Here is a 13,675-nt window from a genome sequence, read left to right on the forward strand (position 1 = left end):
CATGCAAAAAATATTATTTATTGATCGTGATGGTACCTTAATTGAAGAACCTTTTGATTTTCAAGTGGATTCATTGGATAAAATTAAATTAACTCCAGGAGTAATCCCAGCATTACTGCAATTAAAAGAAGCAGGATTTCGTTTCGTTATGGTGAGTAATCAGAATGGAATTGGTACGCCCTCATTTCCCGAAGAAGACTTTAGCATTTGCCACGAGTTTACCCTGGATTTATTTTCATCTCAGGGAGTATTTTTTGATAGTATTTTTATTTGCCCTCACATGCCTGAGGATAATTGCCTTTGTCGTAAACCAAAAACTGGTTTGCTTGATGCATTTATGAAAGAAACAGCAATTAGCCTATCCTCATGCTGGGTCATTGGCGATCGCGACACTGATCGCGAATTAGCCAATAATTTAGGCATTAAATTCTTACCTGTTTCTCAAGAACATGGTTGGACGCAAATTGCACAAACTATTTTAAATCAAGGTCGTTCAGCAACAATACAAAGAAAAACCAAGGAGACTGAGATCAACTTGACGGTGATTTTAGATGCAGATCAAACAGGCTCCATTGCAACGCCGCTACCCTTTTTTAATCACATGCTTGAGCAAATCGCGAAACACGGTGGTTTTAATCTAATTTTAGAAGCTATGGGCGATGTAGATGTCGATGATCACCACTTAATAGAAGACACTGCCATTGCTTTAGGGGAAGCATTAAAACAAGCGCTGGGTGATAAGTGGGGTATTAACCGTTATGGATTTACTCTACCCATGGACGAGTCGCTAGCCTCTATTGCCATAGATATTAGTGGGCGCGGCTTTTGTGATTTTCAAGCAGAGTTCACACGAGAATTTGTTGGTGGAATGGCTACTGAAATGGTGCCCCACTTCTTCCAGTCCCTGGCTTGTGCTCTAGGAGCCACGCTACACCTGCAAGTTAGTGGCAAAAATCACCACCATATGATTGAAGCTTGTTTTAAATCATTAGGAAGAGCGCTGCGACAAGCATGTACTAAAGGCAATAATACCATGCCGTCTACCAAGGGGGTTTTATGATTGCAGTAATTGATGTCAGTGGCAATAACCTGACTTCCCTAGGTAATGCCCTAAACAGATTGGGGTTCGATTATGTATTAACCCATAATGCACAACAAATTCGTAATGCCAGCCATGTGATCCTTCCAGGGGTTGGCACCGCTGACTATGGTATGAACTCCTTATTAAGCCATGGCTTAGTGGAGGTACTCAAATCATTAACTCAGCCGCTGCTGGGAATTTGCTTGGGCATGCAATTATTATTGGACTCCAGTGAAGAAGCGGAAGTTAATTGTTTAGGATTGATTCCCGGGAAAGTAAAACGTTTAACGCAAAAGAATGATTTCCCTGTACCGCACATGGGTTGGAATCAACTGCAATGGTGTCAAGATTCGCCGTTGCAACGAGGTTTAAGTGAGCAAGATTACGTATATTTTGTCCACAGTTATGCCCTAAGTACCCAAGAGTATGCCGTAGCTCGCTGTGAATACAGTGAACCATTTACGGCCATTATTAACAAAGATAATGTCTGGGGCATGCAATTTCATCCAGAAAAATCAGCGCAAACCGGGATGCTCTTGCTTAAAAACTTTTTAGAACTGGAGGCTTTATGATTCTTATTCCAGCAATTGATTTACAAAATGGGCGTTGTGTACGTCTTAAACAAGGACAATTTGATCAGGTTACCTCTTTTGATGTCTCTCCTATTGAGCGTGCGGCATATTTTGCTCAATTAGGGGCGAAACGCTTGCATATTGTCGATTTAGATGGTGCTCAGGCAGGTAGCATGCAGCAACTACCTTTAATTTGCTCCATGCAAAATACGGGAATTAAAGTTCAAGCTGGCGGTGGGATTCGCTCTTTAGAACAAGCAAGAAATTGCTATGCTGCGGGTATTTCTAGCTTGGTTATTGGAAGTATAGCCCTGACTAATCGTACGCTAACCACCGCAATTTGTACTGAAATTGGTCCAAAGAATATAATTTTGGCTTTAGATGTCCGTATTACTAAGGGTATTCCTATCCCTGCAACCCATGGTTGGCAAGAGGCATCGGATACGAATTTATGGGATGTTGTCGCTTACTATCAACAACTAGGTATCCGGCAAATCCTATGCACTGATATTGCCTGTGATGGCATGATGCAAGGGCCCAGTGTTCGCCTTTATCAAGAAGCCGTAGAACGCTTTCCGGATATCGCCTGGCAGGCCTCTGGAGGGATTCGTAATCAAGACGATCTCGCTGCTTTAGATAAATTGGGGATAGCCGGGGCAATATTGGGATTATCCTTATATCAAGGTACGCTTGATTTAGCCCAAAGCCTCAAGGAGTATGAATTATGTTAACTAAACGAATTATTCCCTGCCTTGATGTGCGAGATAACCAAGTAGTTAAAGGCGTAAAATTTCGGGATCACCGCATCATTGGCGATATCATTGAGCTCGCCAGTTATTATTCTGAAGCAGGAGCAGATGAACTGGTGTTTTATGATATCACCGCCAGTGCCGAACAAAGAGCTGTTTGCCCTACCTGGGTTAATCAAGTTGCCGCAACGATAAATATTCCATTTACTGTTGCTGGTGGAATTCGTTCGAGCAATCAGGCAAAATCCATTCTAAATGCTGGGGCAGATAAAGTATCAATTAACAGCCCTGCCTTAGAAAACCCCGATTTAATTAATGAGTTAAGTCGGCAATTTGGCAGCCAATGCGTGGTTGTCGGTATTGATAGTCAATGGGTTAATGATGATTACTATGTCTACCAATATACCGGCGATGAGAATAAAACATTAAACTCGAAACGCAAAACTCGCGAGTGGATAAGTGAAGTTCAAGCGCGCGGTGCTGGGGAAATTGTCCTGAATTGCATGCAATCTGACGGTGTACGCACTGGCTATGATATAGAACAATTACGTGAAATGCGTTCATTATGCCAGGTTCCGCTTATTGCCTCTGGAGGTGCGGGCGCTCTAGAACATTTCACGGAAGTATTTTTGCAATCAGGAGTTAGTGGTGCTTTAGCGGCCAGTATTTTTCATGACAAAATACGAACCATTAATGAAGTAAAGTCCGCACTTAAGCAACAAAATATTAGGGTAAGATTATGAATCAATTAGAAATTAGCTCTTTAGATTGGCAAAAAATGAATGGCTTATTACCAGCCATTATCCAAAATGCGGAAAATGGCATGGTGTTGATGCTCGGTTATATGAATGAAGAAGCATTAATTGCGACTGTAACCACAGGCCAACTTACTCTATATAGTCGTAGCCGTAAGCGTTTATGGCGTAAGGGAGAAACCTCCGGTAACACAATGTCCGTGCAGCAAATTAGCACTGACTGTGACAGTGATAGTTTATTAATTTTAGTTATTCCCAAGGGCCCTGCCTGTCATCTAGGTTTCAATAGTTGCTATCAGCCTCACTGCAATAGTGCGTTGAGCTTTATGGGCGAGTTAATTGAGATCATTAATCAGCGTGCTGAAACGCAAGATGAGAATAGTTATACAGCTAAACTACTCAATTCGGGAGTTAGTCGTTGCGCACAAAAAGTAGGCGAGGAAGCGGTTGAAACCGTTATTGCCGCCGTGAATCAAGATAATGAAGAGTTTATTAATGAAAGCGCCGATTTATTATTTCATTTATTGGTTCTATTAAAAGCCTGCGAATTGAGTTTTTATGAGGTTTTAGATTGCCTCAAAAACAGAGATAGAACGATTCATACATAAATAATCGCGTCAACCCCCGGCTTCACGCCTTGAACTCATGGAATTGCTTCACCACAGCACCTTCGCAACGGGCAAAGAATAACTAAACTCCCGTCATTACGAACGAAGTGAAGCAACCCAGGGTTCTGTGCTTTAAATCAAGAATTGCTTCGTCACTAAATTTCACGCCTAAATAATGCATGCACCGATAGTTGAAAAATTAAACTCCAAAAGAACACTTATCAAATAAATTGCACTTTTATTGCGCAAACATAAAATAAAAATTATAATAGCTATAAAATATTTCATGGTCCAAATAAAGGCCTTTCTTATTAATAACGAAGAGCATTCTATCCTCATGGAAACTAAAATATACAATTCTTATATAAGCCTCCTCGACTTATTAGAATTAATCCCTCAAAGAACTGCCAGTGTAGAAACAACAAATAAAATAAAAGCCAAGCTTAAATTATTTATCACTGACTTCCAGAAGCGAATTCAACCAGAAGATGCTAATAAAGAGCTCTTGAACCTAACAGGGTTAGCTCAAGAAAATAAACATCTTTCTGAGTTACAGCACTTTTATGAAAAATTAATAAATATACACCAAATTAATGCGCAGCTTATTCAAAAACTCATCATATGCACCAAGCAAGCCTATTCCTCACTAAACCTGCAAGAACCTGATCTTATTTTTTTATTAACCGCTCCTTTTGATGAGGCAGCCAAAACAGGTGATGGTCAATATGCTCAGTCATTAGTGCAAGGTTTCCAATCTCAAGAAAAAAAACCTCATGTGTTTGGTTAAAAGAAGCTGATGGACATTATAATTTAAGGCTTCGATCAGGATTAAATTCCATACCACCGCAAACGATTCCCACCATTTATGTGCTACAGCCGGTTGCTAATGGACAGACCGTTGTCAGTGGTTATCAATGTCCTAGCGATGAGTTATTAAATGTTGCGAAGTTAAAAATCCAATCAGAAATTACCCTAAGAACTCCCAAAATAGTTTTAGATAAAAACAATCGCTTAAAATATATAGGTTATCAAAGTGAGCAAGGACTTAAACTCTTAACGGAACATGATGTTCTTGTTCAAAAAGAACTATGGACTTCTCAGCTAAACCAAAGGGTACGAGAGCTTCCCGGCCTAGAAACGCAACAGTCTGAACTTACTGTTAAATACACACAAATAGATACTCATTTTTCTGCAGTATTAAAAACTATGGAAGCAGCTAAAAAGCTTCCAGAAGAAGAAATTCATACTATTAATAAGATTATTACAGGGATTAAACAAGATTTTCCGAGATTCAAAATAGAGCCACTTAAACCTTCCGATTTACACGAAGTGATAGTAGAGCAATCCACAGGTATAAAAACTTCACTAAAAAGGATTCTTGCAGAGATTAAAGCGAATATAAAAAATAAAGAGCAAGAAAATGCAGCATTAGAGAGAAAAATCCTCTTATTTGAAGAGCTGAAAAAACAATTTGCCAACAACAACCTTAATCAAGCTGAGCTATTCGTATATGTGAAACAATTGGCAAAAATAGAAAGTTCCAATTCCAGGCAGCTAAATACTCCCCAAGAGTTTAACAAGGCTCTTCAGATTGCAATAGACGATAATGACCGTAAGGCCGCCGTTTCTACTTTATTCTCTACCATACAACATATGTCAAAGAACAGAAAATGCGGTATAGATATCCACATACGGCCACCAGATACAGGAATACTCATCATGCCGAAAGATATCCTGGAATTTAAGCGCTTAGGTCTATCGGTAAATATTACCGTACATGAGTATAAACAGAATTATACACGGCGTTTTTTACAACAAATGACTCATGAATTACTGCGCCATGCGGATTCTGTTTTATTTTTTAATCAAAAAGATCAACATAATGCGATTAAAGCAGCCCATAGTGGCCAGGTAGACGGAAAACATCCGGGGGACTGGCCTATCACCCCATACGAGCTGAGAGCAAAAACCGAACTAACTGTCGCCGCCCAAATACTTAGTGGTACGCCGCCACATCCACTTCAAGTATTAAAAAAAGCCCCCAACATTTTAAGCTTTGGCACCATTAGGCCGGGAAAAGGTTTTGAGGAAGCTTTAGAAATAGCGCAACTGCTCAACATCAAACCATCCCCCTTAAACTTACAACCTGCTGAGCAAACGATTGCAGATAAAATAACGGTCATTGTTGCGGGAGATCCTCAAAATGGTGAGCTTATGGCACAACTCTTTGCAGAGCGCTATGGCGCAGAAAATCTGAAAGAATTCCAAACCAATCATCCCTATATAAGTGAAGGTTTATCCAATGGAGCAAAAAGAATCTATTGGAAAAAAGCCAAACTCTATTTAGAGATCATGAGCAAACCCTTAAATAACCCGCATCTAGAACTTTATCCATGGTGCCCAGCAGAAGAGCTCACTGCATTAAAAGCACGGTGCAAATATGTATGTCGAATGGATGACATGGGTATGCGAAATAATGGTTCGGCCATCATTAGTGTACTTGATGTGGGTATAGTCTATACTAAATGGGGCTGTGTTACAGATAAATACTATACTGATACAGCAACTACTGATGTAGAAGGCGAAAGTTATACTGCAGCAGTCGATTTAGGCGAGACAAAATATGGTCTTCATAATCCGGGTGAAAGGAATACCTGGGATAAAAAATTGAAAATTGAATCTGACTTTAAACGCCGCACTCATGCACGTTCCCCAAAGGAAATTCTGCATTCCATTATAAAACGAGAAATAGACCAAGTTGATAAAAATGAAGTACAACAACTTGATACACCTAGAAGCCTCAACCACTATACAGTTTTTACGGCCCAACGTTTGCTATTAACAAAGTTTGCTTTAAAAAAGAGTATTCATGCACTGAAAAGTATATTTGTAAAAGAATATCCAGGACAACCAAATGATTTAACGGAGGAAGCCAAAACTCCAGAGCCAGTTCAAACGAAAACTACGCGTTATGCGCGAATCCGAGCGTCAGGAAACAAAGTAAAAAAAGCATTTTTCTGGGCGCAAGAGCATCAAGATGATTTATCCCTTACTACAAGCATGGAAACAGAATCCAGATCCGAAATGGAAACGCAACTTGAAACTGGGTTATTAATTCCTCTTAGGGTTAGCTGTTAATTTTTTTAGGAAAAATGGAAATGAAAAAGAATATTAAAGAATCAAGGATGGCCACTAAGTTAGATTTTTTAATTAGAAATGTAAAGGATGAGCGGCCTGATGCGATGGAGCATTTGCTTAGTTTTTTGAGTAGTTTTGAGGAGCCTGAAGAATTAGCTTTCTTGTTAGCACATAATACCGATTTATTGCATGAGTTAATGGACAGCCGATATGATGATTACTGGAATGGCGAGTTAATAGAATGTTCTCCTACTGATGACTTGTCCCCAGACAGCCCTCCTAATTTCAAATTTAAGCCACCACGCAACCTGACGTCTGTCCAATTTTGGGTAAGTTATATTATTGGACTGGCTTATGTAGAGGAACATGGTTTCCATAATACCATCCAATTGTTGCTGCGCTATCCTCCAGAGCTTCTTGATTATCATATTTTATATTCCGCTAGCCTTACTCTAAGGGGCACTCTTCCTGCTTCGACTACCCTCTCTGAGGAGCAAGAAGAGCTACTCATTGAAAAACTCAAAAAGGCAGCTCCTTATCATGGGTCCCCAGGCTATTTATTGTTAGTATTTTTACACGAGCATTTAGCATTTTTAGCCCACCAAAAAGCCGGGCGAGAAAAAGATTTAGCTCTAAGACAAGAGTTATTTAGAGAAAAAGATAGATATTCATTTCAAGTTCTTAAATATGTGTGTATGGCTCAACTTGCTGAAACTCTTTCGATAGCTGAAATTAATAATGCCTATTATGGAAAAACACTTTCTTCATCCCTGCCTTTTTCTGTTAAAGATCTTAGCGAGCTCTATGCAGCTTATTCGAGATCCTTTATAGCTCCTGAAACTACGCATATACATGAGATAATATCTAAGCAAGCCCGAGAAGAGTTTATGGATACTGAATATTTATTTAATATTAAAAAAGAGCAAATTAAAATAAAGCGCCAACAAAAATATTGCGAGCAGCAACAAGCAGGAAGAAATCACTATTTAGAAACGCCTTTATTAACTGCTGCAAGAGAGGGAGAATGGCAGACAATAATGGAACTCAATGCATCGACACACGATATAGATTGGAATGCCACTGATTATTTAGAGAATAACGTGTTGCATCTCGCAGTACTAGGTGGATGCCCAGCAAATATTATCAAACTTTTACTTACAAAATCCGACTCTCTGTGTCAAATGAAAAATAGTAAGGGCATTACCGCCATTGACTTGGACGAGGTTGGCGTTATCAAAAAAGTGGCGAGAATCGGTTTGCACAAACCCTTCGGCTTATTCCAACCAGAGCCCCCAAAAGAGGAGCCAAATTCAGAAGAAAAACGCTCTTATAGTTCTTCTTATAGCTCTAAAAGTTAAGAACAGGATTGTAGCCCGTATTACTGCAAGGCGTAATACGGGCTACAACTTAAACCACTGCCAACAACACAGCCGTTAAATAATTTCCCTCCGGAAATGCAGCTAAAGTAGGATGACAACTTGCTGGTCCATAAATGCCTAAAACACGTGCCTGCTTACCTACAGCGCCTGCTTGCGCACTTACCAGCGAGCAAAATTCTTGGGCTGAAAGTGCTGAGGAGCAATTACAAGTCATTAATAATGAACCAGAATTCATGTGCTTAAACACTTCACGATGTAAAAATCGATAATAATTTTTTGCGCGTTGAATATGTTGTTGAGAGGGAACCAGTTTAGGTGGGTCCAGTACAACAATGTCATACTCCCCTGCTTTCATAAGATAATCTCGGGCATCCGCTTCAATAAACTCAATATCGGTTAAACCATTTAATGCAGCATTATTAACCCCCTGCGCAATAGCCTGAGCTGAACTATCTACTGCCGTTACTTTAACTGCGCCAGCCTTAGCTGCATGCAAAGCAAAACCACCAGTGTAACTATACAAATCTAATAATTTTTTGCCTTGAGCTAATTGAGCAATGCGTTGATGATTTTCGCGCTGGTCAATAAATAAACCTGTTTTTTGCGCATTTGCAAATTCAACTTGATAAATAACTCCCGCTTCACGTACCTGAGCACTTTGCTCTACTACTTGCTGAGTTACTTGCTTCCAGCCATCTTGTCCCAAGGGTTTAACCTGGGGCATCCAAATAATTTGATCATTTGGAAATAGTTCTTGTAAGGCTTTGCTAATTACACTCTTATTAGCTTCAACCCAATAAGCTGAACTTGCAACCACACAAACTTGATTAAACCTGTCAATGGTTAAACCCGATAAACCATCTGCTTCACTATTAAAAAATCGGTAGGCTGTTGTTTGCTCATTGGGTAAATTTAAACACTGCCTTACTAAATGAGCCTGTTTTAGGCGGTGGGTAATTAAGGTATAAAAACTGCTTCGATCAATGTTTTCATTAGTTAATGCTAAAACTCTAACCCTATATAAGGAGTGCTCGTTATATGCCCCTACCCCAATAAGTTCTTCTTCAGCATTATAGATATCAACTAAATTCCCAGTAATAAGCTTCCCAGAGGTTCGTGCGATTGCCTTGGGGAAAATCCAGGGATGGCCACGTAATACAGTGTTTTGCTTTGCAGCAAGCAAAATGACTTTTGCATTCATTATCTATTTCCCAACGGACAAAAATCGGCTAATCTACACAAAGAAACGTAGACCTGCAATAGATATACTTCGAAACAAGTACTCCCAGGCTAACTCATTATTTTTGAAACACCTAATTGCATTATTTGCTCAATGTTTTTTTAAAAATAATATTTAGTCTTTTCAACAGGCTATCGCAATTCGCTAAATAAAAATATATAGGGATGCTTTATGTCACATTATGTAAAAATATTCGTTTTTTTCCTTTGCGCCAGCCTTTTTAATGGAATAACTTATGCTTCCCCCTGGTTCACTGGACCAATTCTGGCGCCAGCAGGTCATACCGTGCCGCGCGGCCATACCAACTTTGAACTTTATGGCATCGATGTCGAGACTGATGGCTTATATAACGGTGCTGGAAAGTTTCGTAAGACACCTTTATTTAGTAGCGTGCTTTTAAATCCGCTTTTGACCCATGGTTTTACCGACTGGCTCGATGTGCAGCTTTCAGTACCTTATGCCTTTAACAGCACGCGTGGAGTGCATTATAACCGCGTAACAGATAGCTCTGTAGGAGTAGGACTGCAACTGACAGAACAAAAAAAATCGAGATGGCTTCCTGACATTCGCTTCTTTGTTCAGGAAACATTTCCCACTGGAACCTATGATAGATTAAATCCAGCATTTTTAGGTACTGATGCCACCGGATTGGGAAGTTACCGAACTCTCATTGCAGCAAACATTCAATATCTCAAAGAAATTTATAATTCTCATTACTTGCGTACTCGCTTTATGATCTCGCGACTCTTCTCAACCCCAGTGAATGTTATAGGATTCAATAGCTTTGGCGGCACATCCAATACACAAGGAAGAATTAAACCCGGTGCTGAGGATAACGTAGATATTGCTTTTGAGTATACGCTAACCCAAAACTGGGTTGCTGTGATGGAAGGATATTATTCTGAGGGACAAGCAACACGCTTTAATGGTATTTTAGATATTGTAAATAATGACTTAGCTTTAATTGGCTCTCAACAATATTATGAATATGGACTCGCTCCAGCGCTTGAGTATAACTTTAACGCCAATGTAGGTGTTATTGGCGGCGTTTGGTTTCCGGTTGCGGGAAAAAATACCTCTCATTTCATGGCATATGTTTTAGCTATTAATGCTTATTGGTAAGATGAGAATAGTTTCTAACAAGGTGCATTGTTTCTATGGACAAAACAAATAAATTCTCCTATGGACTTACATTAGCCGCTTTAGGAGTTGTATTCGGGGATATAGGAACAAGTCCCTTATATGCATTAAAAGTTACTTTAGAAAATCTCACAGTAAACGAGGGAAATATTTTAGGGGTTTTGTCCCTTATTTTCTGGTGCTTAATTATTATTATTTCATTTAAGTACCTAATTATGATTTTCCGAGCCGACAATGATGGTGAAGGAGGTATTCTTGCTTTATTAGCTTTATTAAAGCACAAAGATGCCAAATACGTCCCTTTATTTTACATCCTGGCAATGTTTGGCGCAGGACTCCTCTTGGGAGATGGCATGCTTACCCCCGCCATCTCCGTTATTAGCGCGGTCGAAGGACTTGGCACCTTATCCAATTCATTCACACCTTATATTCTTCCCACCGCGGTAGTGATTTTGGTGTTTCTCTTTATGATCCAGTCAAAAGGAACTGCCAGTATTGGTTATTTATTTGGACCATTAACTTTTATCTGGTTTTTCACCATCGCCGCTTTAGGTGTTATTCAAATTATTTCTGCGCCCGTCGTGCTTAAAGCCATAAATCCTTATTACGCCTTTGTCATGTTGCAAAATACCGGCTTTAAAGGCTATTTATTATTAGGCGGCATTTTTCTGGTTGTTACTGGTGGCGAGGCACTTTATGCAGACATTGGCCATTTTGGTAAAAATCCTATTCGCACCAGTTGGTTTTTCCTAGTCTTACCCTGTTTGATATTAAACTATTTTGGCCAGGGGGCTAATTTGCTCTTACACCCAGACGCCATTAGTAACCCTTTTTATATGATTGCCCCTAGCTGGTTTTATTTACCTTTAATTATTCTGGCCACTCTTGCTACCATTATTGCCTCACAAGCAGTAATCTCCGCGACCTTCTCTTTAACTAAACAGGCCGTATTATTAGGTTTATGCCCGCGCATACCTATAGTCCAAACCTCAAAAGAATATTCTGGCCAAATCTATGTGCCACAAATCAATTTTATCTTATTCCTTGGCACCATAGCTCTTTCTTTTGCCTTCCGCACATCCGATAAAATGGCGCATGCTTATGGAATAGCCGTCAATGCCTATATGCTTATGGTAGATTTTATGGTTGCCTATACTGCCATTTCCATCTGGCAATGGTCAAAAACAAAAACTTCGGTGATCTTTGGTTTATTTCTTCTTATTGACTTTGCCTTCCTGGGATCGAATGCTCATAAATTCTTAACCGGCGGCTGGGTACCCGTAACCTTTGCTTTCATCTTAGCAACCATTATGTATACCTGGAAATATGGGTTGGAATACCTGCGTTGCAACTTCTATATGAATAAAGAGGATATTTCTAAAATTTTAAAGCAGTTGCAGTATAAAAACCTAAATCAACTTACTGATTTAACTGCCGTATTTATTACCGATGCCTATGACCGCAGTGGAGGCAGCTTTTTGCATTTCCTAAAACTTAGCCGCTCTGTTCCCGAACATGTAATCATTGTAAATCATGTGGTAGATAACATTCCGCATGTCCATTATAGCCAGCGCTATGAAGTCACATGCCTTGACGAACGGGTTTATTGCTTAACATTGCATTATGGGTTTATGGAAACAATTTCCATTCCTCGCGCTATAGAACGCGCATCGGATAAAAATATCTTGCCCTTCAAGTTTAATAAAGACCGTGCCACCTATATGGTTGAAATTCCAAATATTTTAGCCTCAAAAAGCAGAAAGTCACTAACCTTTTTCTGGCAAGAAAAATTATTTGCATTTTTAATTCGCAATTATTCTGCCAATTTAAATATCGAATTTTATAAACTTCCGTATAATAGGACCATGGCTATTGGCACCTATTATATTATGTAACATCAGGAGTTGTTCATGTGGTTTAATAACGCACTTATTTATCAATTTGAGCTTGACGACGCGAGTGTTTTAGAAGCGTCTTTAGCTGAAAATATTCTCAAACCCTGCCCTCCGCACGCACGGTTTATTTACGGTTGGAGCCCTGTTTTTTCTGATGAATTAGTTCAGGAAGTTGCTGGCACCTCACTTATTTGTATGGGTAAAGAAGAGCGCTTATTACCTCGAGGTGTGGTTAATAAAATGCTGGCTGAACGCGTGCAAGCGCTTGAAAACCAACACGGTCGTATGGTTAAGCGCGCCGAAAAAGCACAAATGGCAGAAGACATTGAATTTGAATTGCTTCCTAAATCATTTTGCATACAAAAAAGATTGCTAGCTATTCTGGATGCAGCAAGTAAGCGTATTATTATTAATGCCTCCAGTAATAACCAAGCATCTCAACTAACCTCTTTACTGCGTAAATCAGTTCCAGGTATTAGCATCGACCCAATTACTCATACAGAAAATTTAGCGGTACGTTTTGCAGAATGGATACAATCCCCAGCTAGCCTTCCTGCTAATTTCCAATTAGCATCTGATTGTGTTCTTTTTTCCTTAGATAATGAAAAAAAACGAATTCACTGCAAAGGCTATGAATTACCTGCAGATGAAATTTTGACTTTGTTAGAGCAAGGCATGGTTACTTCCGAAATTTCCTTAATTTGGAAAGAACGTATTCAATTTACCTTAACTCATGATTTCACTTTTAAGAAATTGAAGAGCCTTGATTATCTGGTTGATGATTTTAATGAAATTAAACAATTGGATGAAGAACTACAACAACGTGATGCAGCACTTACTTTGTTAGCTGGTGAATTACGTGAATTAACAAATGATCTTTTGGCTGCTTTTAAAGTCGCAACCCCGGCATTAGAGGAAGCTATATAATTCTTATGTCCTGGTTATTTGCAACCAGGACTTCCTTTTATCCGATAATCCCCATCTCATTCTATTTCCATAGCGTCCTAAAAGGCTCTCAGCTTATCAAACTATTAGAGCTGGCCCTGGGCTTAAAATCGCTAATAACATGGGCTTTGATGCAAAATAGCGAAGCAATCCAGAAGAACAATTCAGACTCC

General features: G+C 39.4%; 12 protein-coding genes. 11 read left to right on the forward strand and 1 reads right to left on the reverse strand.

Annotation, left to right across the window (positions count from 1 at the left end):
- The first annotated feature begins 1 nt into the window (after position 1).
- The 8 genes from hisB to BN3124_RS14435 all read left to right on the forward strand — a co-directional run bounded on the left by hisB (position 2) and on the right by BN3124_RS14435 (position 8,261).
- Positions 2-1,060 (forward strand): bifunctional histidinol-phosphatase/imidazoleglycerol-phosphate dehydratase HisB, encoded by a 1,059-nt coding sequence (hisB, locus tag BN3124_RS14400; protein WP_058535466.1) that lies wholly within the window; start codon positions 2-4, stop codon positions 1,058-1,060.
- The gene (hisH, locus tag BN3124_RS14405; protein WP_058535467.1) at positions 1,057-1,653 is read left to right on the forward strand and encodes an imidazole glycerol phosphate synthase subunit HisH; all 597 of its coding nucleotides are present in this window, start codon (positions 1,057-1,059) and stop codon (positions 1,651-1,653) included. Before hisB ends, hisH begins: the two co-directional genes overlap by 4 nt.
- Positions 1,650-2,384, forward strand: a complete 735-nt coding sequence (locus BN3124_RS14410) for a 1-(5-phosphoribosyl)-5-[(5-phosphoribosylamino)methylideneamino] imidazole-4-carboxamide isomerase (RefSeq protein WP_058535468.1) — start codon at positions 1,650-1,652, stop codon at positions 2,382-2,384. Before hisH ends, BN3124_RS14410 begins: the two co-directional genes overlap by 4 nt.
- On the forward strand, positions 2,378-3,145 hold the full coding sequence (gene hisF, locus BN3124_RS14415; protein ID WP_058535469.1) for an imidazole glycerol phosphate synthase subunit HisF: 768 nt from the start codon (positions 2,378-2,380) through the stop codon (positions 3,143-3,145). Before BN3124_RS14410 ends, hisF begins: the two co-directional genes overlap by 7 nt.
- Positions 3,142-3,765: a bifunctional phosphoribosyl-AMP cyclohydrolase/phosphoribosyl-ATP diphosphatase HisIE gene (hisIE, locus tag BN3124_RS14420; protein WP_058535470.1), complete on the forward strand. Its 624-nt coding sequence runs from the start codon at positions 3,142-3,144 to the stop codon at positions 3,763-3,765. Before hisF ends, hisIE begins: the two co-directional genes overlap by 4 nt.
- A gap of 337 nt (positions 3,766-4,102) precedes the next feature.
- Positions 4,103-4,552 (forward strand): hypothetical protein, encoded by a 450-nt coding sequence (locus BN3124_RS14425; RefSeq protein ID WP_058535471.1) that lies wholly within the window; start codon positions 4,103-4,105, stop codon positions 4,550-4,552.
- An 80-nt stretch (positions 4,553-4,632) separates the two neighbouring features.
- Positions 4,633-6,903, forward strand: coding sequence for a synaptonemal complex protein 1 (locus BN3124_RS14430; protein ID WP_058535472.1), 2,271 nt, complete (start codon positions 4,633-4,635; stop codon positions 6,901-6,903).
- 20 nt (positions 6,904-6,923) lie between these two features.
- Positions 6,924-8,261, forward strand: a complete 1,338-nt coding sequence (locus BN3124_RS14435) for a DUF5630 domain-containing protein (RefSeq protein WP_058535473.1) — start codon at positions 6,924-6,926, stop codon at positions 8,259-8,261.
- 49 nt (positions 8,262-8,310) lie between these two features.
- On the opposite strand, the gene BN3124_RS14440 is transcribed toward BN3124_RS14435, so the two are convergent.
- Entirely contained in the window at positions 8,311-9,483 is a 1,173-nt protein-coding gene (locus tag BN3124_RS14440) for a class I SAM-dependent rRNA methyltransferase (RefSeq protein ID WP_058535474.1), read from the reverse strand.
- A gap of 210 nt (positions 9,484-9,693) precedes the next feature.
- On the opposite strand from BN3124_RS14440, the gene BN3124_RS14445 reads away from it, so the two are divergent.
- Genes BN3124_RS14445 through BN3124_RS14455 form a run of 3 tightly spaced genes read left to right on the forward strand, consistent with a single transcriptional unit; the run spans position 9,694 to position 13,484 of the window.
- The gene (locus BN3124_RS14445) at positions 9,694-10,644 is read left to right on the forward strand and encodes a transporter (RefSeq protein WP_058535475.1); all 951 of its coding nucleotides are present in this window, start codon (positions 9,694-9,696) and stop codon (positions 10,642-10,644) included.
- Positions 10,645-10,679: 35 nt separating this feature from the next.
- Positions 10,680-12,557 carry a potassium transporter Kup gene (locus tag BN3124_RS14450; RefSeq protein ID WP_058535476.1) on the forward strand — a complete coding sequence of 626 codons (1,878 nt, stop codon included), beginning with the start codon at positions 10,680-10,682 and terminating at the stop codon, positions 12,555-12,557.
- Positions 12,558-12,572: 15 nt separating this feature from the next.
- Entirely contained in the window at positions 12,573-13,484 is a 912-nt protein-coding gene (locus BN3124_RS14455; RefSeq protein WP_058535477.1) for a recombination-associated protein RdgC, read from the forward strand.
- Positions 13,485-13,675 lie beyond the last annotated feature (191 nt).

It is taken from the genome of Legionella saoudiensis (assembly GCF_001465875.1).
Classification (GTDB): domain Bacteria; phylum Pseudomonadota; class Gammaproteobacteria; order Legionellales; family Legionellaceae; genus Legionella; species Legionella saoudiensis.

What these genes read in the sequence shown, in the direction of transcription:
- hisB (WP_058535466.1), top strand. Translation starts at nt 2, where the DNA reads ATGCAAAAAATATTATTTATTGATCGTGATGGTACCTTAATTGAAGAA.
- hisH (WP_058535467.1), top strand. Translation starts at nt 1,057, where the DNA reads ATGATTGCAGTAATTGATGTCAGTGGCAATAACCTGACTTCCCTAGGT.
- BN3124_RS14410 (WP_058535468.1), top strand. Translation starts at nt 1,650, where the DNA reads ATGATTCTTATTCCAGCAATTGATTTACAAAATGGGCGTTGTGTACGT.
- hisF (WP_058535469.1), top strand. Translation starts at nt 2,378, where the DNA reads ATGTTAACTAAACGAATTATTCCCTGCCTTGATGTGCGAGATAACCAA.
- hisIE (WP_058535470.1), top strand. Translation starts at nt 3,142, where the DNA reads ATGAATCAATTAGAAATTAGCTCTTTAGATTGGCAAAAAATGAATGGC.
- BN3124_RS14425 (WP_058535471.1), top strand. Translation starts at nt 4,103, where the DNA reads ATGGAAACTAAAATATACAATTCTTATATAAGCCTCCTCGACTTATTA.
- BN3124_RS14435 (WP_058535473.1), top strand. Translation starts at nt 6,924, where the DNA reads ATGAAAAAGAATATTAAAGAATCAAGGATGGCCACTAAGTTAGATTTT.
- BN3124_RS14440 (WP_058535474.1), bottom strand. Translation starts at nt 9,483, where the DNA reads ATGAATGCAAAAGTCATTTTGCTTGCTGCAAAGCAAAACACTGTATTA.
- BN3124_RS14445 (WP_058535475.1), top strand. Translation starts at nt 9,694, where the DNA reads ATGTCACATTATGTAAAAATATTCGTTTTTTTCCTTTGCGCCAGCCTT.
- BN3124_RS14450 (WP_058535476.1), top strand. Translation starts at nt 10,680, where the DNA reads ATGGACAAAACAAATAAATTCTCCTATGGACTTACATTAGCCGCTTTA.
- BN3124_RS14455 (WP_058535477.1), top strand. Translation starts at nt 12,573, where the DNA reads ATGTGGTTTAATAACGCACTTATTTATCAATTTGAGCTTGACGACGCG.